This is a genomic window from Amycolatopsis sp. DSM 110486 (assembly GCF_019468465.1).
In the GTDB taxonomy this organism is placed as follows: Bacteria; Actinomycetota; Actinomycetes; order Mycobacteriales; family Pseudonocardiaceae; genus Amycolatopsis.
In genome coordinates, this window is the sequence record NZ_CP080519.1 from 10,646,182 (window position 1) to 10,669,705 (window position 23,524).

23 protein-coding genes and 1 pseudogene are annotated in these 23,524 nt (G+C 71.6%); 12 read left to right on the forward strand and 12 right to left on the reverse strand.

Features of this window, described 5'->3' with window-relative positions:
- Positions 1 to 10: 10 nt before the first annotated feature.
- From K1T34_RS51250 to K1T34_RS51260, 3 genes are read right to left on the reverse strand one after another with little or no spacing between them, the layout of a single operon-like run.
- On the reverse strand, positions 11 to 202 hold the full coding sequence (locus K1T34_RS51250) for a ferredoxin (RefSeq protein ID WP_220241991.1): 192 nt from the start codon (positions 200 to 202) through the stop codon (positions 11 to 13).
- Between the two features lie 4 nt (positions 203 to 206).
- Positions 207 to 1,310 (reverse strand): NAD(P)-dependent alcohol dehydrogenase, encoded by a 1,104-nt coding sequence (locus K1T34_RS51255; RefSeq protein WP_220241992.1) that lies wholly within the window; start codon positions 1,308 to 1,310, stop codon positions 207 to 209.
- Between the two features lie 35 nt (positions 1,311 to 1,345).
- Complete coding sequence (locus K1T34_RS51260) at positions 1,346 to 2,857, reverse strand: acyl-CoA synthetase (protein WP_220241993.1); 1,512 nt, start codon at positions 2,855 to 2,857, stop codon at positions 1,346 to 1,348.
- A gap of 212 nt (positions 2,858 to 3,069) precedes the next feature.
- On the opposite strand from K1T34_RS51260, the gene K1T34_RS51265 reads away from it, so the two are divergent.
- Positions 3,070 to 3,708 (forward strand): TetR/AcrR family transcriptional regulator, encoded by a 639-nt coding sequence (locus tag K1T34_RS51265; protein WP_220241994.1) that lies wholly within the window; start codon positions 3,070 to 3,072, stop codon positions 3,706 to 3,708.
- A gap of 6 nt (positions 3,709 to 3,714) precedes the next feature.
- Here the strand turns inward: K1T34_RS51265 and K1T34_RS51270 are convergent, their stop codons facing one another.
- Genes K1T34_RS51270 through K1T34_RS51280 form a run of 3 tightly spaced genes read right to left on the reverse strand, consistent with a single transcriptional unit; the run spans position 3,715 to position 6,159 of the window.
- Positions 3,715 to 4,377 carry a TetR/AcrR family transcriptional regulator gene (locus K1T34_RS51270; protein ID WP_220241995.1) on the reverse strand — a complete coding sequence of 221 codons (663 nt, stop codon included), beginning with the start codon at positions 4,375 to 4,377 and terminating at the stop codon, positions 3,715 to 3,717.
- Between the two features lie 43 nt (positions 4,378 to 4,420).
- A complete protein-coding gene (locus K1T34_RS51275) occupies positions 4,421 to 5,176 on the reverse strand; it encodes a 3-hydroxyacyl-CoA dehydrogenase (protein ID WP_220241996.1) in 756 nt (251 codons plus the stop codon).
- A gap of 11 nt (positions 5,177 to 5,187) precedes the next feature.
- Positions 5,188 to 6,159 carry a nitronate monooxygenase family protein gene (locus K1T34_RS51280; RefSeq protein ID WP_220241997.1) on the reverse strand — a complete coding sequence of 324 codons (972 nt, stop codon included), beginning with the start codon at positions 6,157 to 6,159 and terminating at the stop codon, positions 5,188 to 5,190.
- Positions 6,160 to 6,314: 155 nt separating this feature from the next.
- Between K1T34_RS51280 and K1T34_RS51285 the strand changes: the two genes are divergently transcribed.
- Genes K1T34_RS51285 through K1T34_RS51295 form a run of 3 tightly spaced genes read left to right on the forward strand, consistent with a single transcriptional unit; the run spans position 6,315 to position 9,701 of the window.
- A complete protein-coding gene (locus tag K1T34_RS51285) occupies positions 6,315 to 7,469 on the forward strand; it encodes an acyl-CoA dehydrogenase family protein (protein ID WP_220241998.1) in 1,155 nt (384 codons plus the stop codon).
- 45 nt (positions 7,470 to 7,514) lie between these two features.
- Positions 7,515 to 8,903: a 4-hydroxyphenylacetate 3-hydroxylase N-terminal domain-containing protein gene (locus K1T34_RS51290; RefSeq protein ID WP_220241999.1), complete on the forward strand. Its 1,389-nt coding sequence runs from the start codon at positions 7,515 to 7,517 to the stop codon at positions 8,901 to 8,903.
- Positions 8,904 to 8,939: 36 nt separating this feature from the next.
- Positions 8,940 to 9,701, forward strand: coding sequence for an enoyl-CoA hydratase (locus tag K1T34_RS51295; RefSeq protein WP_220242000.1), 762 nt, complete (start codon positions 8,940 to 8,942; stop codon positions 9,699 to 9,701).
- Positions 9,702 to 9,704: 3 nt separating this feature from the next.
- Here K1T34_RS51295 and K1T34_RS51300 read toward each other — a convergent pair whose 3' ends face one another.
- Positions 9,705 to 10,499: a DUF1684 domain-containing protein gene (locus tag K1T34_RS51300; RefSeq protein WP_220242001.1), complete on the reverse strand. Its 795-nt coding sequence runs from the start codon at positions 10,497 to 10,499 to the stop codon at positions 9,705 to 9,707.
- Between the two features lie 121 nt (positions 10,500 to 10,620).
- Here K1T34_RS51300 and K1T34_RS51305 point away from each other — a divergent pair, with 121 nt between their 5' ends.
- The 4 genes from K1T34_RS51305 (at position 10,621) to K1T34_RS51320 (ending at position 13,961) form a co-directional block, all read left to right on the forward strand.
- Positions 10,621 to 11,535, forward strand: a complete 915-nt coding sequence (locus tag K1T34_RS51305) for an alpha/beta fold hydrolase (RefSeq protein ID WP_220242002.1) — start codon at positions 10,621 to 10,623, stop codon at positions 11,533 to 11,535.
- Between the two features lie 88 nt (positions 11,536 to 11,623).
- Positions 11,624 to 13,099: a glycosyltransferase family 39 protein gene (locus tag K1T34_RS51310; RefSeq protein ID WP_220242003.1), complete on the forward strand. Its 1,476-nt coding sequence runs from the start codon at positions 11,624 to 11,626 to the stop codon at positions 13,097 to 13,099.
- A gap of 21 nt (positions 13,100 to 13,120) precedes the next feature.
- Positions 13,121 to 13,591 (forward strand): ribonuclease HI, encoded by a 471-nt coding sequence (gene rnhA / locus K1T34_RS51315; RefSeq protein ID WP_255638179.1) that lies wholly within the window; start codon positions 13,121 to 13,123, stop codon positions 13,589 to 13,591.
- Positions 13,578 to 13,961: a YchJ family protein gene (locus K1T34_RS51320; protein ID WP_255638180.1), complete on the forward strand. Its 384-nt coding sequence runs from the start codon at positions 13,578 to 13,580 to the stop codon at positions 13,959 to 13,961. Before rnhA ends, K1T34_RS51320 begins: the two co-directional genes overlap by 14 nt.
- Before the next feature lie 33 nt (positions 13,962 to 13,994).
- Here the strand turns inward: K1T34_RS51320 and K1T34_RS51325 are convergent, their stop codons facing one another.
- Complete coding sequence (locus tag K1T34_RS51325) at positions 13,995 to 15,416, reverse strand: carboxylesterase/lipase family protein (RefSeq protein ID WP_220242004.1); 1,422 nt, start codon at positions 15,414 to 15,416, stop codon at positions 13,995 to 13,997.
- Between the two features lie 84 nt (positions 15,417 to 15,500).
- On the opposite strand from K1T34_RS51325, the gene K1T34_RS51330 reads away from it, so the two are divergent.
- Both K1T34_RS51330 and K1T34_RS51335 read left to right on the forward strand, forming a co-directional pair.
- Complete coding sequence (locus tag K1T34_RS51330) at positions 15,501 to 17,387, forward strand: Na+/H+ antiporter (RefSeq protein ID WP_220242005.1); 1,887 nt, start codon at positions 15,501 to 15,503, stop codon at positions 17,385 to 17,387.
- A 40-nt stretch (positions 17,388 to 17,427) separates the two neighbouring features.
- On the forward strand, positions 17,428 to 18,114 hold the full coding sequence (locus tag K1T34_RS51335; RefSeq protein ID WP_220242006.1) for a histidine phosphatase family protein: 687 nt from the start codon (positions 17,428 to 17,430) through the stop codon (positions 18,112 to 18,114).
- Here the strand turns inward: K1T34_RS51335 and K1T34_RS51340 are convergent.
- The 3 genes and pseudogenes from K1T34_RS51340 to K1T34_RS51350 all read right to left on the reverse strand — a co-directional run bounded on the left by K1T34_RS51340 (position 18,090) and on the right by K1T34_RS51350 (position 20,034).
- A complete protein-coding gene (locus K1T34_RS51340) occupies positions 18,090 to 18,896 on the reverse strand; it encodes an ABC transporter permease (protein ID WP_220242007.1) in 807 nt (268 codons plus the stop codon). The genes K1T34_RS51335 and K1T34_RS51340 overlap by 25 nt on opposite strands.
- Before the next feature lie 49 nt (positions 18,897 to 18,945).
- The gene (locus K1T34_RS51345; protein WP_220242008.1) at positions 18,946 to 19,443 is read right to left on the reverse strand and encodes an MmpS family transport accessory protein; all 498 of its coding nucleotides are present in this window, start codon (positions 19,441 to 19,443) and stop codon (positions 18,946 to 18,948) included.
- Positions 19,444 to 19,637: 194 nt separating this feature from the next.
- Positions 19,638 to 20,034: pseudogene (locus K1T34_RS51350) on the reverse strand (NUDIX domain-containing protein).
- Positions 20,035 to 20,073: 39 nt separating this feature from the next.
- Between K1T34_RS51350 and K1T34_RS51355 the strand changes: the two are divergent.
- On the forward strand, positions 20,074 to 20,745 hold the full coding sequence (locus tag K1T34_RS51355; protein ID WP_255638181.1) for a helix-turn-helix domain-containing protein: 672 nt from the start codon (positions 20,074 to 20,076) through the stop codon (positions 20,743 to 20,745).
- Here K1T34_RS51355 and K1T34_RS51360 read toward each other — a convergent pair.
- Complete coding sequence (locus tag K1T34_RS51360; protein ID WP_220242010.1) at positions 20,727 to 22,226, reverse strand: FGGY-family carbohydrate kinase; 1,500 nt, start codon at positions 22,224 to 22,226, stop codon at positions 20,727 to 20,729. The genes K1T34_RS51355 and K1T34_RS51360 overlap by 19 nt on opposite strands.
- A gap of 90 nt (positions 22,227 to 22,316) precedes the next feature.
- Here K1T34_RS51360 and K1T34_RS51365 point away from each other — a divergent pair, with 90 nt between their 5' ends.
- Entirely contained in the window at positions 22,317 to 23,294 is a 978-nt protein-coding gene (locus K1T34_RS51365) for a LacI family DNA-binding transcriptional regulator (protein ID WP_220242011.1), read from the forward strand.
- The last annotated feature ends 230 nt before the right edge of the window (positions 23,295 to 23,524 follow it).

The window sequence follows — 23,524 nt, forward strand, 5'->3', positions numbered from 1 at the left end:
TCAAGCCCCGTCACTTCTCAAGCCTCAGTGCCTCGGTCGGGCACCCCGTCACGGCTTGCTCCACTTCGGACTCCAGCCCGTCGGGCACGGTCTCGGACGAGAGGACCAGGTCACCGTTGTCGTCCACCTCGAACACCTCGGGCGCGAACGACTCGCAGATGCCCAGCCCGGTGCAGCGGGCGCGGTCCACGACGATCTTCACGTGCTCACTCCTTCCGCGCGGAGGGAACCAGGACGGGCTTCACGACCTCGCCCTTCAGGCTCGCCTGCTCGGCTTCGTTGATCTCCTCGAACGGGAACGTCTCCACGAGCCGGTCGAACGGGAACCGGCCCTGGCGCCACAGCTCGATCAGCCGCGGGATCATCACCTGCGGCACAGCGTCGCCCTCGAGGATTCCCATCACGTTGCGGCCCACGGCGAGCGCCGTCGGGTCGAGCACCAGGTCGCCCTGCTGCACCCCGACGAGCCCGCAGGTGCCGGTCGGGCGCAGCACCGCGATCGCCGTGGTGATCACCGACGGCACGCCGGTGGTGTCCAGCGTGTACTGAGCGCCGCCCGTGGCCGCGAGCAGCTGCTCGACCAGGTCGGCCGCGGCGCCGTCGACGACGTGCGTGGCGCCGAGCTCCTTCGCCAGCTCCAGCCGGCGCGGGTTGAGGTCCACGGCGACGATCCGCGCGGCACCGGCCACCCGCGCGGCCATCACCGCGGACAGGCCCACGCCGCCGGCGCCGAACACGACGAAACTCGTGCCGGGCGCCACGCCGAGCGCGCTGAACACCGAGGCCGCGCCGGTCTGGATGCCGCAGCCGAGCGGGCCGAGCAGCTCCAGCGGCAGCTCCGGGTCGACCTTCACCGCGTTGCGTGCGGCGACCACCGAGTGCGAGGCGAACGACGACTGCCCGAACCAGCGGGCGGCCACGGCCTCGCCGGCGGCGTCGAGCACCGGCTGCTCGCCGTCCGGGTCGTGGCCGGTGAGGTTGCGCGGGAAGAAGGTCTCGCAGTACGACGGGTGCCCGGCGACGCAGTTGGCGCAGTGGCCGCAGAAGTCGAACGAGAGCACCACGTGGTCACCCGGCGCCAGGCTCGTGACGTCGGCGCCCACGGCCTCGACGATCCCCGAGCCTTCGTGCCCGGTGATGATCGGCGGCGCGGCCAGGAAACCCGGCGCGCGCGGCAGCAGGTCCGTGTGACAGAGCCCGGCGCCGGCGATGCGCACCAGCACCTGGTCCGTGCTCGGGGCGGGCAGCTCGACGTCCTCGATCCGGTAGGGCCCGTCGGCGGCGCGCAGCACCGCGGCCTTGATCTGCATGATCTTCTCGCTCCTGGTGAGTCCGAGGTGGTCGGTCAGCGGGTGAGCTCGCCCTTGACGAGCTTCCCGGTGGGAGTGCGGGGCAGCCGGTCCACGAAGGTGAACGCCCGGGGGACCTTGTAGTGCGCGATGCGTTCGCGCAGGTACTCGCGCAGCTCGTCGCCGAGCCCGGGCGCGGCCTCGCCCGCGGGTTCGACGAACGCCTGCACCGCCTCGCCCATCTCCGGGTCGGGCACGCCGACCACGGCGACGTCGAGCACCTTCGGGTGCAGCGTCAGCGCGTTCTCGATCTCCTGCGGGTAGATGTTCACCCCGCCGGAGATGATCATGAAGGCCTTGCGGTCGGTGAGGAACAGGAAGCCGTCCTCGTCGACGTAGCCGACGTCGCCGGTGGTGGTCCACGTCGGGTGCTCCGGGTGCTGCGCTTCGGCGGTCTTGCCCGGGTCGTTGTGGTAGGCGAACGGCAGCGCGTCGCGTTCGAAGTAGACGGTGCCGATGCCGCCCGCCGGCAGCTCTTCGCCGTCCTCGCCGCAGATCCGGAGCACGCCGACGCCGGCCGGCCCGACCGAGCCGGGCTTGCGCAGCCACTGCTCGCTGTCGATGAACGTGATGCCGCTGCCCTCGGTGGACGAGTAGTACTCGTGCAGGACCGGGCCCCACCAGTCGATCATGGCGCGCTTGACGTCGACCGGACACGGCGCCGCGGCGTGGATGGCCGCGCGCTGGCTCGACAGGTCGTACTTCGCGCGCGTGGCTTCGGGGAGCTTGAGCATGCGGACGAACATCGTCGGCACCCACTGGCTGTGCGTCACGCGGTGGGTCTCGATCGCGGAAAGCGCTTGCTCCGCGTCGAACTTCTCCATCAGCACCACCGTGCCGCCCAGCGCCTGCACCACACCGCCGAAGCGCAGCGGCGCCGCGTGGTAGACCGGCGCGGGCGAGAGGTAGACCGTGTCGGGGCCGAACTCGTACAGGGGCCCGAAAACCGCGGTGTAGACGTCGCCTGGCTCGTCGACCCGGCGCTCTGGCAGCGGCGGCTTGATCCCCTTGGGCCGGCCGGTGGTGCCGGACGAGTAGAGCATGTCCATGCCCCGCGGCTGCTCCGGCAGCGGCTCGGCCGACGTGCTCGCCAGCGCGTCCTCATAGGACTCGTACCCGGCCACGCTTGCCCGGTACGCCAGGCGGATGCGCACCTTCGGCGTGTCCGCGACGACGGCCTCGGCCACGTCGGCGAGCCCGGCCGACACGATCAGCGCCTCGGCGCCGCAGTCGTCGACGATGTAGGCGACCTCGGCCGGCGACAGGTGCCGGTTCACGGCGGTGATGTAGAGGCCCGAGCGCAGCGCGGCCCAGTAGACCTCGAACACTTTCGGGTCATTTCCCGAAAGGAGCGCGATGTGGTCGCCGCGGCGCAGCCCCGCGTCGTGCAGGTAGCGCGCCAGCCGCGCCGAACGCTCCTCCAGCTGCCCGTACGTGAGCACCTCGCCGCCCGCCACGACGACGGCGGGCTTGTCGGGGAACTGCTCGGCGTGGACACCGGGGTACATGGGCGCTCCTGGCGGGGGAACCGGACGGGGAGTCGACCGGTGCGCCGCGGGCGCCCGAACCGGTCGGCTGTGACCTCGGAAGAGCTATCTAGCGTTCGTTAAGTTGAGCGTATGGCCCAGCTCACATGTTGTCAAGACAGTATGTCTGGATTCTCTGTCCAGTCAATTCGAGCGGCGAGCCGGTAGGGTGAGAGCGAAGAAAAGGAGGCTGGATGCCGTCGGTGACCCGCAAGCCCCAGACCGCTCGCAAGCAGCAGCGCCGGGAGACGCTCGGCCGTCAGTTGCTGGAGGCCACCGAGCGCCTCATGGGCGAGGGACTCACGTTCACCGAGCTGAGCGTCGACCGCCTGGCATCCGAGGGCGGCATCTCGCGTGCCACCTTCTACGTCTACTTCGAGGACAAGGGCCAGCTGCTGCGGCTGTTCGCCCAGCACGTGTTCGCCGACCTCACCGAGGCCGCGCAACGCTGGTGGGACAGCGCCGACGCGCGCGATCCGGAGGACCTGCGGGCGTCGATCACGGAGATCATCGCCCGCTACCGCAACCACCGTTCGGTGCTCTACGCCGTGATCGAGATGGCGGCCTACGACTCCGAGGTCGACGAGCTCTACCGCGGCATCATGGATGGCCTCGTCGACGCCATCGCGGCGATCATCGAACGCGGTCAGGCCGCCGGCACGATCGCCCCGATGCCCGTGCGCGCCACGGCTTCCGCGCTCACGTGGATGGTCGAGCGCACGTGCCACCAGACGCTGCGCTTCACCCCGGAGTCCGAGGACGACACGCTTGCCGATTCCATGACCGAGGTCATCTGGCGCACCCTGTACCTGGAGCCGGCGCCGCGTCCGTGACGCGCCTCAGCGTTTGCGCTTCACCGGCCGCGCACCGACCGTGCGCAGCGCGAGGTCCACGTACCGCTCGGCGAGCTCTTCGGGCTTCAGCGGGCCACCGGGCTGGTACCAGCGCGCGATCGACTGGCACATGCCCAGCACGGCCCGCACCGTCTCCTCGGCGTGGGCCACCGTGAACACACCCTCGCGCGCGCCGTCCTCGATGATGCCGGTCAGGACGGTCTCGATCTCCTTGCGGCGCGCGGCGTACCGCTTGCGCGAGTCCGGCGAGAGGTGCCGCAGCTCGAGGTCAAGCGCCGCCAGGCGCGTGCGGTGCGTCATGTGCAGCACCACGGCTTCGACGACGTTGACCAGCTGCTCGCGCGGGCCGGCCGCGTCGGCCGCCGCGGCGTTGACCCGGCTGACGGCTTCGCCGGTGCCCAGGTCGAGCAACGCGGCGAACGCGCCTTCCTTGCTGTCGTGGTGGTAGTACAGCGAAGGCACGGTCTGCCCGACCCGGCGGACGATGTCGCGCACCGAGGTGCCGTGAAAACCGTGCTCGTAGAACGCGTCGAGCGCGGCGGCGAGCAGGGGCGTCAGCTCCAGCTCGTCGTAGTGCCGCCAGCCGGCCCCCGGCTCGACCTCGATCGAGACCGAAGCCGACGCCACCGCCTCCCGCGCACGCACCATGTTCCACCCATCGAGTCCGGAAGCTTCCCCGCCGAGTCTAGGCTCAGCGCGGGGCCATGCGGATGGCGCCGTCGAGCCGGATGGTCTCGCCGTTGAGCATCGGGTTCTCCACGATATGGCAGGCCAGCGCCGCGTACTCCGCCGGATCACCCAGCCGGGACGGGTGCGGCACCTGCGCGCCGAGCGACTCGACGGCCTCGTCGGGCAGCGTCGCGAACAGCGGCGTGCGGAACAGCCCCGGCGCGATGGTCATCACGCGGATCTTGAGGCTCGCCAGGTCGCGCGCGACCGGCAGCGTCATGCCGACGATCCCGCCCTTCGACGCCGAGTACGCCGCCTGCCCGACCTGACCGTCGAACGCCGCCACGGACGCGGTGTTCACGATGACCCCGCGTTCGTCGGCCACCGGCTCCACGCCCGCGATGCGCTCGGCCGCCAGCCGGAGCACGTTGAACGTGCCGATCAGGTTGACCGACACGACCTTCGTGAACGCGTCCAGTGGGAACGCGCCCTTCTTCCCGACGGTCTTCACCGCGTTGCCGATGCCCGCGCAGTTCACGACCACCCGCAGGTCGCCCAGCGACGCGGCGGTGTCGACGGCAGCCTGCACGTCGGCCTCGCTCGTCACGTCGGCCGGGGCGAACACGCCGTCCAGCTCCGCGGCGACCGTGGCACCGTCCGAAGTGGGCAAATCGACCACCACCACCTTCGCGCCGCGCTTGTGCAGCTCCTTCGCGGTGGCCAGGCCCAGCCCCGACGCCCCGCCGGTCACGAGCGCGACCGTGTTCGCGATGTCCATCCGTGTCCTCCTCAGGCCAGCACGCCGGCCAGGCGGCCGGCGATGATCTCGTGTGCCTCGGCGACGACGCGGGAAACCAGCTCCGCCACCGTCGGCACGTCGTGGACGAGTCCCTGCACCACTCCCGCGGACCAGATGCCGAGGTCGACGTCGCCGGTCTCGTACACCTTGCGGCCGCGGCTGCCCGCCACCAGGTCGCGCACGTCGTCGAAGCCACCGCCGCCGGCGAGGATGCCGACCACCTCTCGGCTCGTGGCGTTGGACGCCACCCGGGCGGTGTTGCGCAGCGACCGGAAGATCAGCTCCGTGTCGCGCTCGGTCGCCTCGACGAGGCGCTGCTTCACGTTGTCGTGCACCGGCGCCTCGGCCGTGGCGAGGAACCGGGTGCCCATGTTGACGCCGTCGGCGCCGAGCGCGAGCGCGGCGACGAGGCCGCGGCCGTCGGCGAACCCGCCGGAGGCGATCATCGGGATGATGACCTGCTCGGCCGCGGCGGGGATCAGCACCAGGCCCGGGACATCGTCCTCGCCGGGGTGCCCGGCGCACTCGAACCCGTCGATGGAAACGCCGTCCACACCGAGGGCCTGCGCCTTCACCGCGTGGCGGACGCTGGTGCACTTGTGCAGCACCTTCACCCCGGCCGCGCGGAACGCGGGCAGGTGCTCGGCGGGGTTGAACCCGGCGGTCTCGACGACAGGCACGCCGGAACTGGTGATCACGTCGCGGTACTCGGCGTACGGCGGCGGGTTGATCGACGGCAGGATCGTGAGGTTCACCCCGAAGGGTTTGTCCGTGAGCTCCCGGCAGCGGACGATCTCCTTCGCCAGATCCTCCGGCGTCGGCTGCGTGAGCGCGGTGAGGAAACCGAGCGCGCCCGCGTTGGCCACAGCGGCCACGAGCTCCGCGCGGCCCACCCACTGCATGCCGCCTTGGACGATGGGGTGCGCCACCCCGAAAACCTCACAGAAGCGCGTGCGCAGCATCCGGACTCCTTCGTTCGGCCTACGTTCGGTTCGGGACTCTGTTTCGCCACCGAAGGTAACTTAGCGATCGTTAGATATACAGTGACCCGTGTCTCTTGACAGCGGCGGGCGCGTTTAACGATCGTTAGATAACTTTCGACGACGCAGGGGGCACCGTGCAGCGCCAGCTCTTCACCGCCGACCACGAGGCCTACCGCGAACTGGTCCGGGAGTTCACCGCACGCGAAGTCGTGCCGAACCTCGACCGGTGGGACGCCGACCGGCTGATCGACCGCGAGGTCTGGCGCGCTGCCGGCAAGCAGGGCGTGATCGGGCTGGCCGTACCCGAGGAGCACGGCGGCGCCGGGCAGCCGGACTACCGCTACCGCGTGGTCGTGGCCGAGGAACTGGCGCGGGTCGGGGCGGCCTCGCTGCACTCGAGTTTCGGGCTGCAGGACGACATTGTCATTCCGTACGTGCAGGACCTCGGCACCGACGAGCAGCGGCGGAAGTGGCTGCCGGGCATGGCTTCGGGCGAGCTGATCGGCGCCATCGCGATGACCGAGCCCGGCGCGGGCAGCGATCTGCAGGGTGTGCGCACCACGGCCGTGCGCGACGGTGGCGAATGGGTCCTCAATGGACAGAAGACGTTCATCACCAGCGGCATCAACGCCGATTTCGTGATCGTGGTGGCGCGCACGGACCCGGCGGCGGGTTCGCGCGGGTTCAGCCTGATCGTGGTCGAGGACGGCACCCCCGGCTTCACGCGCGGACGCAAGCTCGACAAGGTCGGCCTGCACGCCCAGGACACCGCGGAGCTGTTCTTCGAACAGGTACGCGTGCCGGTGGCGAACCTGCTCGGCACCGAGGGCCGCGGGTTCGCGCACCTGATGGAACGGCTGCCGCGCGAGCGCATGTCGATCGCCGTCGGCAGCCTCGCGAGCGTCGACGCGGTGTTCGCCGAGACGCGCGAGTACTGCTTCAGCCGCAAGGCGTTCGGCAAGGCGATCGGCGACTTCCAGAACACCCGCTTCGTGCTCGCGGAGATCGCCACCGAACGCGATGTGACGGCCGCGTACCTCGACGCGTGCGTGCACGAGCTCAACGCCGGCACCCTCACCGCGGTCGACGCGGCGAAGGCGAAGTGGTGGGCCAGCGAGCTGCAGAAGCGCGTGGTCGACCGCTGCTTGCAGCTGCACGGCGGCTACGGCTACATGCTGGAGTACCCCGTCGCGAGGGCCTTTGTGGACTCCCGCATCCAGACGATCTACGGCGGCACCACCGAGATCATGAAAGAGATCATCGGCCGGGACTTGGCCGTCCGGGACTAGCCGCCGCCAACTGACCACCCTCTCTCACGAAAAGGCAGGCGTTACATGGGTTTGCGCACGGCGAAGGAGTACCGGGACGGGCTGCGCGACGGCCGTCGCGTGTTCTACCGCGGGCAGCGGGTGACGAGCGTGGGCGACCACCCGGAGCTGACGCTCGCGGTGGACCACTCCGCGCACTGCTTCGACATCGCGCAGTCGCACCCCGAGCTGGCCGTGGCCGAGGGGTACTCGGCGTTCTACCGGGTGCCGCGTTCGGCCGAACAGCTGCGGGCACGCGGTGAGCTGATCGAGACCGTCTCCCGGCTGGGCGGCGGGATCATCGTGCTCAAGGAGGTGGGCAGCGACGCGATGTTCGCGCTGCTGCGCACGCTCGAAGGTGAGGAGCTGGAGCGCGCGAAGGCGTTCCACGAGCGCGTGTGCCGCGACGACCTGGCGCTGGCCGTGGCGCAGACGGACGTGAAGGGCGACCGTTCGCTCGCGCCGCACCAGCAGGCCGACCCGGACCTGTACGTGCGGATCGTCGACGAGGACGCCGACTCGATCACCGTGCGCGGCGCGAAGTGCCACACGTCGTACTCGGCCAACGCCGACGAGCTGATCGTGCTGCCGACGCGCGCGATGGGACCCGAGGACGCGGACTACGCGGTGTCGTTCGCGATCCCGGTCGACACGCCGGGCCTGGACATCTACGTGTCGCCCTACCTCGCCGGTGAGCGCAACGAGTTCGAGTTCCCGTTGTCGTCGAAGCACAAGATGCTCGAGAGCCTCACGGTGTTCAACGATGTGCGGGTACCGAAGGAGCGCGTGTTCCTGAACCGGCGCCCGGAGCTCGCGGGGCCGCTGGCGATCGCGTTCGTGGACTATCACCGGTTCACCGCGATCAACTACAAGCTGCCGCTGCTCGACCTGCTCGTGGGCTCGGCGTCGCTGATCGCGGAGTACAACGGCATCGCGCGCGCCGGGCATGTGAAGGACAAGATCACGCAGCTCATCGCGTACGCCGAGACGGTGCGCGGGCTCGCGGAGCTGGCCGCGCTGCGGTCGCGGCCCGGGCAGGACGGCATCCAGCAGCCCGACCCCGTCGCGGTGAACACGGCGAAGTACACCTTCGCGCACGGCTTCCACGACGCGGCGGCGAAGCTCATGGACCTCGCCGGTGGCCTGCTCGCCACCGGCCCGGGCGGTGAGGACTGGGCGAACCCGGAGATCCGCGCGGTGCTGGAGAAGTACTACGCGGCCGCCGTGCCGGCCGAGCCCCGGCTGCGGTTGCTGAACCTCATCGCCGACCTCACCGCCCGCGACTACGGTGGCTACCAGGCCGTGCTCGCCACGCACGCGGAAGGTTCGCTGGAGGCGGAGAAACTGCAGATCGCCCGCACCTACGACCCGACGCGCGCCCGGGCGTACGTCAGCCGCCACGCCGGACTCGCCTGAAAGGGGCCTTCCTTGACCGCGCCAGTTGATGTGCCAGTGAAGATCGAGCAGGACGGTGCCGCGCTGCGCATCGAGTTCGACCGGCCCGACCGGCTCAACGCCGTGACGACCGCGATGCTCGTACGCGCCGGCGACGCCGTGGAGGAAGCGCTGGCCGACGCGAGCGTGCGGGTGGTCGTGCTGACCGGAGCCGGGCGCGCCTTCTGCGCCGGCGCCGATCTCGCCGGCAGCGACATCGAAGCCGACCCGGACACGGGCACGATCGACGCCGCCAACCGGCTCACGCGCCTGTTCCGCGACATCCCGAAGCCGGTGGTGGCCGCGGTGAACGGCCCGGCCGTGGGCGTGGGCTGCTCGTTCGCGCTGGCCGCGGACCTGTGCGTGGCGCGGGAGTCGGCGTACTTCCTGCTGGCGTTCGCCAACGTCGGTCTCATGCCCGACGGCGGCTCCACCGCTTTGGTGCCCGCCGCCATCGGCCGCGCCCGGGCGGCGCGGATGGCGATGCTGGCCGAGCGTGTGCCGGCTCCGCAGGCCCTGGAGTGGGGCATGATCTCCCACGTCGTGCCGGACGCCGACTTCGACGCGGAGGTCGCCCGCCTCACCCAGCAGCTCGCCGAAGGCCCCACAGCTTCGTTCGCGCAGACGAAGCGGGCGTTGGCCGCTTCGTCGCTGGCCCAGCTCGACGGCGCGTTCGAGCTGGAGCGGACCGGTCAGTCGTCGTTGTTCGCCACCAAGGACTTCGCCGAAGGCCTGGCCGCCTTTCGCGCCAAGCGTCGCCCCGAGTTCCGCGGCGAGTGAGGTCTACTGCCGCTCGTAGGGCAGCTTCTCCCCCGCCTCCACGGCGAACGGGAGCCGGTTGCCCTCGGGCGGCAGCGGGCACGTCGCGAAGTCGGTGAACGCGCAGGGCAGGTTGCGGGCCCTCGTGAAGTCCACCGTGACGCGGCCGTGCTCGTCCGGCTTGTCCACCGACAGCGACCGGTTGGCCGCGTAGGTGGTGACGCCGCTGGTGGCGTCGGTGAAAAGGATCGTGAACCCGCCTTCGCGCCCGTTGAAGGCGGTGAGCGTGTACTCGGCACCATCGTGGGTGAACCGGACCTTGCCGGGCGCGGTGTACACGTGCGACAGCCCCTCGACCACGGCCCCCACCGTGACCGGCCGCGGCTCCTCGAACGCCTCGAACCGCGCTTCGACGGCCCAGCTCTCATCCGGTTCATACGCCGGCACACCCCGGAACCCGGCGAGCACCGGCGCCTCGGGATCGTGCACCCGAATCAGGTACCCCGACCGCCTCGCGATCTCCACCTCGACGGCCCCGGCCCTCACCCGCGTCCCGGCGCCGCTGTTCACCAGCTCGATCCGCTTGACACCGGTGACCTTCTCGCCCTCGTGCTCGAGGTCGGCACCGTCCGGATCGACGTACGCGGCTTCCTCGTCCTGCCACCACTTCCCTGGCAGGTTCCCGTAGCTGCGCGGCTCGTCCTCCAGCCAGTCGAGGGACACGAGCGCCAGCCAGCCGTAGGGGTCGGCCAGCTCCTTCTCGCGCTGGAGCTTCCAGTCCTGCCAGGCTTGGGTGAAGTCCCTGGTGCTCGCCGTCATGCTTGCCCCTTCCGTCGACCCGTGCCGGGGACAACGCCTCGCTGCGGGCGTTGTTCCGCGTCCCATCATGCGGGCGCCGATATCTTCGGGTGGGGTGCCGACGGCGACAGGAGCACAGGGCATGGCGGACGACACCGGAAGCGGGGCCGAGCCCCCGCTGGGGACGCGTTACGAGGTCCCGGGCGGAGCGATGCTGCTGCACCGGTCCGGCACCGGTGGGCCACCCGTGGTCTTCCTGGCCGGCGGCGGGATGTTCGGCCTCTACTACTGGAACGTGCACGACCTCGTCGCGGAGTTCACCACCAGCGTGCTCTACGACCGGCTCGGCACGGGCTGGAGCGACGTGGTGGATCTCCCCCGCAGCGGCACGCAGGTGACCGACGACCTCCACGAGCTGTTGCGCACCGCGGCTGTGTCCGGCCCGTATGTACTGGTCGGGCATTCACTCGGCGGCCTGTACGCCCGGCTCTACGCGAAGCGGTTCCCCGGCGAGGTCGCGGGCTTGGTCCTGCTCGACCCGACGCACGAGGACATCGTCGGTTACCTGCCGGAGGAAAAGGCTCAGCTGCTGCGGAACTCGAGCACCGAGGACCTGTTCCCGCCCGAGCAGCTGGACGCGATGCGGACCGCGTACCGGGCCATCTTCGGCCGGGCGCTCGCCGGCTGGCCCGCCGAGATCCGCGAACCTCTGCTGGGCCAGGGTTTCAGCCGCGAGCGCTACCGGCAGTCCCTGCGGGAGCCGATGAACCTGCCGCAGCTGTTCGGCGAGGTCCGCGACGCTGGGCCTGATCCCGACGTGCCGCTGATCTTCGTGTCCGCCATGGGAATCGACCGGTTCGCCGAGGAGCTGGTGCCGCCCGAGGCGCGCGCCTCGCTGGTCGAGTCCAATCGAGCCAAGCACCGGCTGTACACCGATCTGGCCGCCGCACTCCCCCGAGCCGAAGTCCGCCGCCTGGACGATGCCGGGCACTCGGGCCTCGCCTGGCTCCGGCCGGACGCCGTGGTCCAGGCAATCCGTGACGTGTCGCCGCGCTGACCCGGCCCCGCCGAGTCTCGGGTCGGAAACGTGGGCCCTGTCGATCTCGGAACGGCGTTACGATCCGCCTTCCGGGTGAGGGGGAGCCATGGGGGAAACCGCTTCGGAGACAGCCACGAAGACCAGGGTGCCGTTCGCGGCGGGCGGGGTCGGGGTCGTGGTGCTGGTGCAGGCCGCGGTGCTCACGGTGTTGTCCGGCGGGTACGGCTTCCACCGCGACGAGTTCTACTACGTCGCCGCCGGGAACAGGCTGGCGTGGGGGTACGTGGACCAGCCGCCGTTGACGCCGGCGTTGGCGAGGCTCGCGACGAGCCTGTTCGGGGACACGCCGCCCGGGCTGAGGGTGGTCGCGACGCTCGCCGGGGTGGCGACCGTGATCGTCCTGGCGTTGGTCGCGCGGGAGTTCGGGGCCGGATACGCGGGTCAGGTGATCACCGCCGTGGTCACGGCCCTGTCCGGCTACGTCCTCGTCGTCTCGCACATGCTGTCCACCACCACGATCGACATGCTCGTCTGGTCGGCGCTGGGGCTGTTCACCGTCAAGCTGCTCAAGACCGGCGACGGCCGCTGGTGGCTCGCGATCGGCGCGGCGACGGGCGTCGGGCTGCTCAACAAGTGGCTCGTGCCCCTGCTGCTCGTCGCGCTGGCGGTCAGCGTGTTCGTCACGGGGCCCCGCAAGGTGTTCCGGACGTGGTGGCTGGCGGCCGGCGCGGCCATCGCGCTCGCGGCGGTCGCGCCCGTGCTCGTCTGGGAGGCGCGCAACGGCTGGCCCATGGTCACGTTCGCCGGCGGCATCAGCGAGAACGACGGCGCCGAGAACCGCCTGATGTTCGTCCCGCTGCAGATCGCGTACCTGTCGCCCGCGCTGGTGCCCGTGTGGATCGCCGGGATCGTGCGGCTGTGGAAGATGCCTCGGCTGCGCTCGCTCTCGCTGGCCTATCCGATTCTCTGCGTCATCCTGCTCGCGCTCGGCGGCAAGCCGTACTACTCGCTGCCGCTGCTGATGCTGCTCACCGCCGCCGGCGTGCAACCCGCACTGGAGTGGTTCGCGCGCCGCCGGGCGAGGCGGTGGTGGCTGGTCGCCGCGGCGCTCGGGGCGGCCGTCTCCCTCGCCATCGGGCTGCCGATCGTGCCGGCGCAAGCCCTCGGTCCGGTGCTCGCGCTGAACAAGGAGCAGGGCGAGCAGATCGGCTGGCCGGGGTTCGTCACGACTGTCGCCGACGTCTGGCGGCAGATTCCTGAGAAGGCCGACGCCGTCGTCTTCACCAGCAACTACGGCGAAGCCGGCGCGATCGAGCGCTACGGCCCGGCGCACGACTTGCCCACGCCGTACTCGGGCCACATGTCCTACGCCGACTGGGGCCCGCCGCCCGACCGGATGGACGGGGCCGTGGTGCTCGTCGGCACGTTCGACCGCCCGGCCCGCGCGTTCACCGGCTGCCGCCAGGTCGCCGTGCAGGACGCCGGGATCGACAACGACGAGCAGGGCACCCCGGTCGCCCTGTGCACCGGAACCACGGCCGCGTGGTCGGCACTCTGGCCGAGCCTCCGCCACTTCGCCTGACGCGCTCGGTAGGGTCGCTGCGTGAGCGAAGAGGCCGTGGAGATCTACACCGACGGAGCGTGCAGCGGCAACCCCGGCCCGGGCGGCTGGGGCGCCTTCCTGCGCTACGGCCGCCACGAGCGCGAGCTCTACGGCGGCGAGGACACCGTGACCACCAACAACCGCATGGAGCTGATGGCGCCGATCCGCGCCCTGGAAAGCCTCACGCGACCCTCGGTCGTGCGGATCTACACCGACAGCACCTACGTCCGCAACGGCGTGATGCAGTGGATGCCGCGCTGGAAGAAGAACGGCTGGCAGACCGCGGCGAAGCAGCCCGTGAAAAACGCCGACCTGTGGCAGCGCCTCGACGCCGCGGGCGAGCGCCACGAGGTCGAGTGGCTGTGGGTCAAGGGCCACGCCGGCCTGCCCGAGAACGAGCGCGCCGACCGGCTGGCCGTGAAGGGCGCGCAGGAATCCGCCCAGGCCGGGGTCAAGCGTGCCCGCGGCTGACCCACGCTGTCCCTGCGGCCTGCTTCAGCCCTACGCCGAGTGCTGCGGCCGCTTCCACGACGGCCGCCAGACCGCGCCGACCGCCGAGCTGCTCATGCGCTCGCGCTACAGCGCGTTCGCCGTCGCCGATGCCGCGTACCTGCTGGCGACCTGGCACCCGGACACCCGTCCGAAGCGGCTGCGCCTCGACGACGGCCAGGAGTGGACCGGCCTCGACATCCTCGGCGGCACAGGCGGCGGGCTGCTGCAGAACGAGGGCACCGTCGAGTTCCGCGCGCACTACCGCTTCCGCGGCAACGAAGACGCACTGCACGAGAACAGCCGCTTCGTCCGCGAAGCCGGCCAATGGTTCTACGTCAGTGCCCTCTGAAACTGCCCTCTGAAACTGCGCTCTGACCCGGTCTCAGAGGGAATCCCACAGCCGGCGCTGCTCGGCGTCCGGATCGGACACGGTCGTGCTCACGTCGTCGAACAGCCGCGTGATCCGTGCGCCAGGCTCGTACGGCCCCCAGCCCGGGTCGCCCGTCGCAACGAAGCGGACCCACACGTCGAACATCTGCGTCGCCATCGCCTGCAGCCGAGCCGGATCCGGTTTCGCCAGCGCGAACAGGAAGCGCCAGTTCTTGTTGCCGATGTCGTCGAACATCAGCGGCAGGTCGAGCCCGTGCACGGCGCCGAGCCCCTTGCCGCGCGGCGCGATCCGCCAGTCGAGCCGGTACATCCACGCGGTGCCGCCGGCGGCGTGCTGCGCCTCCGCCAGCCGGATGGCGGGCAGCCACCAGTCGCCGGCCGTCCGCACGCGGTTGCGCAGCTGATCCTCGGGCCAGTCCGGCAGCAGCTCGCGGTAGGCGGCGACGCCCTTGGCGATCGTCTCGTCGTCGAGCATCGTCGAGCCGGTGCCGAGCAGCTTCGCGCGGCCGGTCTGCAGCCAGGAGAACAGGTCCTGCTCGTCGGCCGTCGTGCCGGTGAGAACCCGAACGTCGCGCGCGGCCCCGTCGGCCACGGCCTCACCCGGAAACCGGGGCAGCAGATCTCCGTCCACGATCACGCGGTAGGTCACGAGCTTCCCCGAAGCGGCCGCGACCCGTTGCTGCGCCTCGAGGATCCGCGTCACCGGCAGCGTGGCGAGCTCGCCCGCGGGCACGCCGAGGTCGGCCAGCAGCGCCGCCGCCACGGCCTCGCCCTCGGCCGGCGTGTGCACGACCGAGCCGACGCCCGTGCCGCTCTGCACGATCGCCTGGTGGAAAAGCCCCCGCGTCCGCGGCACCGCCAGCAACGTGCCGACCGTGCGCCCGCCGTTCGACTGTCCGGCGAGCGTGATCCGGTCCGGGTCGCCGCCGAACGCGGCCACGTTGTCGCGCGCCCATTCCAGCGCGAGCACCTGGTCGTGCAGTGAAAGATTGCCCTCGGACACGCCGGGCAGCCGCAGCATGCCCAGCACCCCGAGGCGATAGCCGACGGTCACCACGACCACGCCGCGGCGCGCGTAGGCCGACGCGTCGAACTGGTGCGGCGAGCCCATCACCCCGCCACCGCCGTGGATCCACACCAGCACCGGGTACGGCCCGGGTGAGGCCGGCGCGTAGACGTTGACGTGGAGGCAGTCCTCCTCGCCGGTGAACCCGCGCCCGGTCACCTCCGGCTGCGGAGCCCGCGCGGCGAACCGCCTCGCGTCGCGGACGCCGGTCCAGCTGCCGACCGGCCGCGGCGGCCGGAACCGTAGCGGACCCACGGGCGGCTCGGCATAGGGCACACCCAGGAAATACCCCACCCCGTCGCGCACTTCGCCACGCACCGCACCGGCTCGCGTCTCCACCGTCGTCACGTGGACCAGCCTAGTGACCACGGTGGGCACCCGGGCCGGTGGCGAGTTCCGTGTCCCGCGAGCACCCGCGACCGTGCGCGGGTCATGATTACCCCCGTGCACATCGCGGCGGAATTGGTGGCGCTGGTCGTGACGGTCCTCGTCGTCACGGTCATCGCGAGGCGTCTGGACTGGTCGGCGCCCCTGTGTCTGGTCGCGGTGGGGGTCGCGGCGTCGTTCATCCCGAGCTTGCCCGACTACCAGCTCGACCCCGAGGTCGTGCTGATCGGGCTCCTGCCCCCACTGCTGTACTCGGCGTCGATCCAGACGTCGCTGGTCGCGTTCAACAAGCTGCGCGGGCCGATCCTCGTGCTGTCGGTGGGCCTCGTCGTGTTCACCGCGTTCGGCGTCGGTGTGGTCGCCTGGGCCGTGGTGCCGGGCCTGCCGCTCGCCGCGGGGATCGCGCTCGGCGCGGTGGTCGCGCCGCCCGACGCGGTGGCGGCGAGTGTGGTCGCGCGCCGGGTCGGCATGCCGCGCAAGCTCGTGCGGCTGCTGGAGGGCGAGAGCCTGTTCAACGACGCGGCCGCGCTGGTCACCCTGCGCACCGCGATCGCGGCCATCGCCGGGTCGATCAGCCTGTGGCAGGTCGGGCTCGACTTCCTGCTCGCCGCGTTCGGCGGGATCGTGGTCGGCCTCCTGGTCGGCCTGGTCGCGACCCAGCTGCGCAAGCGCCTGGAGGAACCGGTCACGGACACGGCGCTTTCCTTCGCCGTGCCGTTCGTCGCCTACCTGCTGGCCGAGGTCGCGCACGGCTCCGGGGTGCTCGCGGTGGTCGTCTGCGGCCTGATGCTCGGCCACGAGTCGCCGCGCATCCTCTCCGGCTCCACGCGGCTCGCGTCGCGGCTCAACTGGCAGACGGTGCAGTTCCTGCTGGAGAACATGGTCTTCCTGCTGATCGGCCTGCAGCTGCGCGGGATCCTCATCGAGGTCTCCAAAACGGGCCTGTCGGTGTGGGAGCTCGTCGGCATCTGCACCGCGGTGCTCGGCACGGTGATCCTCACGCGCGTGCTGTGGCTGGTCGGCATCGGCGTGCAGAAGCGCCTCACCGTCCGCTTCGTCAAGAAGCCGAAGATCTGGCCCTGGCGCTACTCCGCGGTGATCGCGTGGGCCGGCATGCGCGGTGTCGTCACGCTCGCCGCGGCGTTCGTGCTCCCGGCCGACACCCCGCAGCGCGCCGTGCTGGTGCTGGCCGCGTTCGTGGTCGTGGCGGGCACGCTCGTGGTACAGGGCATGACGTTGCCGACGCTGATCCGGCGCCTGCGCCTGCCGCGGCCCGACCCGGCCGAGGACGCACTGCAGGAAGCCGCCGTGGTCAACGACATGACCCGCGCCTCGCTCGCGAAGCTCGAGGAGATCAGCACCCCGGACGACCCGCCGGACATCATCGAACGGCTGCGCGACCGCCTCCAGTACCGCGCAGACTCGGCGTGGGAGCAGCTCGGCCGCCAGAGCGCGCTCGCCGAGACCCCGAGCGACGCCTACCGGCGGCTGCGCCTGCAGCTTTTGGAGGTCGACCGCGAGCAATTCCTGCTGGCGCGCGACAACGGCACGGCAGACGACACCGTGCTGCGCCGCGTGCTCGCCCGGCTCGACATCGAGGAGTCGCTGCTCGACCGCGTCGAAGAAGAAGCGCCGGTCGTCGCACGCGAGCTGAGCACTCCGGCCGTCACGGCGCGCTCCTGCAAACACTTGGCCCACCCGTGGCGCGACATGGACCCGAGCTCCCCCGACGTCTGCGCCGCGTGCATCGCGGAAGGCACGACCTGGGTGCACCTGCGCATGTGCCTCAAGTGCGGCAACGTCGCGTGCTGCGACTCCTCGCCGCGCAAGCACGCGACGCTGCACTTCCACGACAGCCGCCACCCGGTGATGCGCAGCTTCGAACCGGGCGAGACGTGGCGGTGGTGTTTCGTGGACAAACAGCTGGGCTGAGGACCCCGGCTCGCAACCCGGCCCGGCTAGGGTCGGGGCCATGAGCACGCCCGAGCAGGAAGTCGAATACCGCCAGCACCGGTTCAGCCCCCAGCCGGGAGCGACCGAGATCTTCTTGGTGCGCCACGGAGAATCCGCGCCCGCGCGGATCAACGCGCCGTTCGACCTCGTCGACGGCCAGGCCGACCCCGACCTCGCACCCGAAGGCCGCGACCACGCCCTCCGCATCGGCGAACGGCTCGTCGGCGAGCGCATCGAAGCGCTCTACGTCACCACGCTGCGGCGCACGGTGCAGACCGCTGCGCCGCTCGCCGAGAAGCTGGGCCTCACGCTCGAGGTCGTGCCAGAGCTGCGCGAAATCCACCTGGGCGACTGGGAAAACGGGCTCTTCCGCCAGTACACGACCGAAGGCCACCCGATCGTCGACCGGCTCTGGACCGAGCAGCGCTGGGCGGTGATCCCGGGCGCGGAATCCGACGAGGCGTTCGGACGGCGCATCCGCCGGGCGCTCATGCGGATCGCCGCGGCCAACCCCGACCGCCGCGTCGCGGTGTTCACCCACGGCGGCGTGATCGGCGAAGTCTTCGCGCAGGCGAGCCGCGCAGTCGACCGCTTCGCGTTCCTGGGCGCGGACAACGGGTCCATCTCCCACCTCGTGGTGCAGGGCGACCGCTGGCTCGTGCGGCGCTTCAACGACACCGCTCACCTGGCGGCCCCGCTCGGCTGACGCCGCGGCACCCACGCGAAGGTCCACCGGCGGCGCACCGGCTCGTCGCGGCGGATGAACCCCGCCGCGACGAGCTGCACCGTCGTCAGCACGGCCACGGCCTCCGCGGCCAGCAGCCCGATCAGCACGAGCGCCTGCGCGATACCCGCCTGGATCGGGCCCGCACCCCCGAGCAGCAGACCGACGTACGCACCCGGCAGCGTCACCAGCCCGACCGTGCGCGTCTGGTCGAGCGCCGGGATCAGCGCCTGCCCGGCCGAGGGACGGCAGATCTCCAGCGCGGCCAGCCGGGGCAGGAAACCCAGTGCCAGCGCGGCTTCGTACTCGCCGTGGCGCTGGGCGAGCTCGTCGAGCGCGCGGCGTGCCGACTGCGACGTCGCGGTCATCGTCCCGCCGATCACGATGCCGGCGATCGGCACGACCGTGATCGGTTCCGGCGGCACGACTCCCGAAGCGAGTACCAGGGCCAGCACGGGCGCGACGCCCGAGGCCAGTGCCAGCGCCACCCAGCCGATCCGGCGTGGCACGCCGATGCGGGAAGCCGACGTGACCGCCGCGATCGAGAACATCAGCAGCACGAACAGGCCGGTGAGCCAGCCCGACCGCAGGATCAGTGTGATCACCAGGGACACGAGCGCGAGCTGCGCGACCGCGCGGACCGCCGCCAGCAGCACCGCCCGGCCCTGACCCAGCCCGCCGAAGCGCACCACCCCGGCCCCCGCCAGCGTGAGCAACGCCAGGACGATCACCAAGGCGGGCCCGAACCCGATCGCACCGTTCACGCCTGTGATCCTGCCCCAGGAACGGCCTACCTGAGGCGCACGCCGTGGTTCACGCGGTGCAGCTGAGCTGCGCGCCCTCCTCCGACACGGACTTCTCGGCGACGACGGCGCCGTCCACGGTGATGCGGCAGGTCAGCCCGCCCGGCCCGGCGCTCTGCGCGGCGAGGCTCGCGAACTCGGCTTCGCCGGCCGGCGCGGTGCGCGTGACGGTGACCGACCACGGCGTGGTGACCTCGGTCTGCTGCTCGAGGCCCGCGTCGGCCGCGACGTAGGTGAGGTTGCGGGCGCCGCCTTCGCCCTCGATCGAGTAGACGATGGTGCGGGTGACGTTCCGGACGGCCACGGGCTCGGCCTGCGCGACCTCGGTCGGGGACACCTGGCCGGGTTCACCGGCCGTCGGCGCCGCTTTGGGCGTGACGTACGAGGCCACAGCGATCGCGACGGCGATGACGCCGACCACGACGACCACGCTGCCGAGCGGCTTGAGCCGGCCCGGACCACCCGCACCCGGCGGCGATGCCGGAGGGGTCGCGGCAGGAACACTCATGGAGAGGTCTTCTCTCGTTCGAGCGCACTTCTGACGAGTACGACGTCTGGTTCTCGTCCGAGCGTCACTCGGCGTTAGCCAACCGCGCAAAGTTGGTGAAACTTCACCCTTACGGGTGCCCCCGTGGACCAGTCACCGGTGTGGTCACCACGGACGATGCCGATAACACCGTCGTAATAACCGGTCACGGAGAGTCAGTCCACGACCCCCTGCTCGGCCAGCATCCGCAGGACGCGCTGCCCAGCGGGCGGACACGCTGCGGCGTCGGCGAAGCCCAGCCACGCCGCCTCGGCAATCTCGGCCGACGGCGCCGGCTCGCCCGTGTTCGGCCGTGTAGCAGGTCATGCGCACGCGGCGGCCGTCGGCGAACCCGTCGGCCTGCTCGTCGAGCAGCGCGAAGAAGCGGAAGGTCAGCGGGTCGAGCTCCACCCCCAGCTCTTCGCGGATCTCGCGGCACAGCCCCGCGACGTCGCCCTCGCCCGGCTCGCGTTTGCCGCCCGGCAGGTAGAACTTCGCCTTGCCCCGCGTACGCACCGACAGCAGCCGCCGGTCGCGGACATGGACCCAGGCCAGCGCGTCGATCGGGGTCATGGGTCGCATTCTGTCGTACCCGGAGGGGATGATCGGGGGGTGTACTCGGAGACGCTCGCGCCCGAGCCGCTGCGCGCCGTGGTCCGCTGCCTGTGGCGGTCGGTCCCGGCGGGCCCGGAGCGGATCGTGCCCGACGGCTGCGTCGACCTCGTCGCCGGCGACGGCGAGGTCTTCATCGCGGGCCCGGACACCGAGGCGTGGTCGTCGGTCACCTCGCCCGGCGCCCGGCTACACGGCCTGCGCTTCCACCCCGGCGCTGCGCCCGCCGTGCTCGGCGTCGCGGCCGACGAGCTGCGCGACCGCCGGCTCCCGCTGGCCGAGGTGTGGGGCCGCCGCGGGGAACTGCTGACCGACGCGGTGCTCAGCGGCGCGCGTTGCCTCACCGACGTCGTGGCCGGCCGGGAAGCCGACCCCGACCCGGCCGTGGCCGCGGTGCTGTCGCACCTGCACACCGCACCGGCCCGCGTGGGCACCCCGGCGACGGCCGTGGGTGAACGGCAGCTGCGGCGCCGCTTCACCGTCGCCGTCGGCTACGGACCCGCGACCTACCTGCGCGTGCTGCGGTTGCAACGCGCCATCGCCCTCGCGCCGCGCGCGCCCGGGCTGGCCGACCTCGCCGCCGGCGCCGGGTACGCCGACCAGGCCCACCTGTCGCGGGAGTGCCGGGCGCTGACCGGCCTCACGCCGAGCGCCTACTTCTCCGCAGCCTGAGCCGCGCGTTCCTGTTGCGCGGCAATGAAGTGCGCGATGTCGACCGTCGCGGGGTACAGGGCGCGGTAGCGGGCGTAGAACTCGTCGTAGACGTCGGCGCGCGCGGGATCAGGCCGCACGACGGTGGCGACCGGGTTCCACGCGTCGATGTCGGGCTCGAGCCCCACGGCGAACGCGGCCAGCAACGCGTCCCCGAAAGCCGCGCCGATCGTTTCGGTGGGCACGTGTTGCTCGGCGCGCGTCACGTCGCTCACGATCTGCGTCCACACGCGACCCTGCGTGCCGCCGCCGACCGCGACGAGGCGGCGGCCTTCGGCGGAGCCCATCGTCTCGAGGTTGTGCCGCACGCCGTACGCGGTGCCTTCCAGTGCGGCGCGGTAGAGGTCGGCCTTGGTGTGCGACAGCGTCAGCCCGGCGAGCACCCCGCGCGCGGCCGGGTCCGGCACCGGGGTGCGTTCGCCGGCGAAGTACGGCAGCATCAGCAGTCCGCGGCTCCCGGCGGGCACGTCGCCCGCCTCGGCGACCAGGTCGGCGAACTCACCGCCGACGAGGTCGCGCAGCCAGTCGGTGATCGCACCGGACGTGGCCATGCCGGCGGCCAGCGAGTACGTGTCTTCGAACGCGCCGCGCGTGGCCCACAGGCCCGGCACCGGTCGCGGCTCGGCGGCGGTCTGCACGAGGAACATCGTGGTGCCGTACATGAGCATCGTGTCGCCGGGCGCCCGCACGCCGGCGCTCGCCGCCTCGGCCCACGCGTCAACCGTGCCGCACGTGACGGGCAGGCCCGCGGGCAGCCCGGTCGCCGCGGCCGCCGAGGCGGAAACCGTGCCGGCCACTTCCGTCGGCCACGCCAACCGCGGCAGCCGCACGCCGGGCGCGACCAGCCGGGCCCAGTCCTCGGCCCACGCACCGGCGCGCAGGTCGTACATCGGGTCGCACTGGCTAGCCGAGTGGTGGTCGAGCACGTACTCGCCGGTCAGCCGCAGCACGAGGTAGGAGCTCGCCATGAGGAACAGTTCGGCGCGCTCCGTGACCTCGGGCTCGTGCCGGAACAGCCAGCGCCACTTGGGTCCCACGGCCTGACTGGACAGTGCGCTGCCACCACGCTCCACAATGGACTCTTCACCCAGCTCCGCCGTGAGCTCGGCGATCTCCGTGCCCGCGCGCGTGTCGACGCCGTAGAGGATCGCCGGGCGCAGGGGCCGGCCGTCGGCGTCGGCGGGCAGCAGCACCGGCCCGATGCCGCTCACGGCCAGCCCGGCGAGCGGCCGGTCGCCCGCCGCCGCGGTGAGCTCGTGCGCCAGCGCGATGAAGTCGGCCCACCACACCGTTTCCGCGTCGTGCTCGAACCACCCTGGCCGTGGGCGGGAGGTGGTGTGCGCGCGGCCGGCGCGCGCCAGTATTGTCCCGTCGGCACCGACGAGGACGCCCTTCGAGCTGGACGTGCCGATGTCGATGCCGAGCAGCAGGCCCGGATCCACCGCGACTCCCCGTATGCGGACGGTAAACGATTACCCGGGACGCTATTCTTCGGGGGACGAGGGTGTCAAGGACGGCCGGAGGAGGTCACGGTGGCCACGATCAGCGACGTCGCCGCGCGCGCCGGCGTCTCCACCGCCACGGTGTCCCGGGCCCTCAACGGCAAGTCCACAGTGGACCCGGAGCTCGCCGCGCGGGTGCTCGTGGCGGCCGAGGAGCTCGGCTACCACCCCAACGGCCTGGCCCGGAACCTGCGCCGCCAGGAGACGGCCGTGCTGGCGCTGATCATCTCCGACGTCGAGAACCCGTTCTTCACGGCGATCGCGCGCGGCGTCGAGGACCTCGCACAGATGTCGGGCTACTCCGTGGTGCTGTGCAACTCCGACGAGAACGAGGACAAGGAGCGCCGCTACATCGACGTCGCGCTCCAGGAACGCGTCGCCGGCGTCGTGCTCTCCCCCACAGGCCGCTCCACCAACGTCGACCGCCTGCGCCGCCAGGGCACGCCCGTGGTCGCGGTCGACCGGCCGCTCACCGGCCCGGACGGCGACCAGGTTCTCGTGGACACCCGCCGCGCCGCGCGCGACGCGACCCGCCACCTCGTGGCCGGCGGCTACCGCCGCATCGCGTGCCTGACCGGTCCCGCCGGCGTCCGCACGGCCGACGACCGCCTCGCCGGCTACCTCGACGCCGTCGGCGAGGAGAACGCGCTCTTCCGCCGCGCCGAGTACCGCGCCGAGGGCGCGCGCGTGGCCGCCACTGAGCTGCTCGAACTGCCCGAACCCCCGGACGCGCTACTGGTGGCCAACAGCACCATGACGATCGGCGTCCTGGAAACCCTCGCGAGCCGCGGCGTGCGCCCCGGCCGCGACGTCGGCATCGTCTCCTTCGACGACGCCCCCTGGACGACCCTGATCGACCCGCCGCTGACGGTCGTCGCGCAGCCCGCCTACGAAGTCGGCCGGGTCGCCGCGCAGCTCCTGCTCGCCCGCATCACCGACAGCACCCGCCGCCCCACCACGACGACACTGGAAGCGCGGCTCATCGAACGGCAGAGCTCCCGTCGCTGACGCGCGGAATTCACGTCGCGCGATTCGCTCCCACGGCCCCGAATTGCGTCCACGCCGGCGCGAAACTGCGCGGAAAACCCCCAAAAGACGACGTGCCTGGTGGACCGGCCAGTACCGGTCCACCAGGCACGTCCCACCCCCTGTCCCCCCAGCACCGGCGGCCGAAACCACCGGAGCCCGCAACAGCACGAGGCGGGAAATCGATTACCAACCGAACGTAAAGGGGCCGC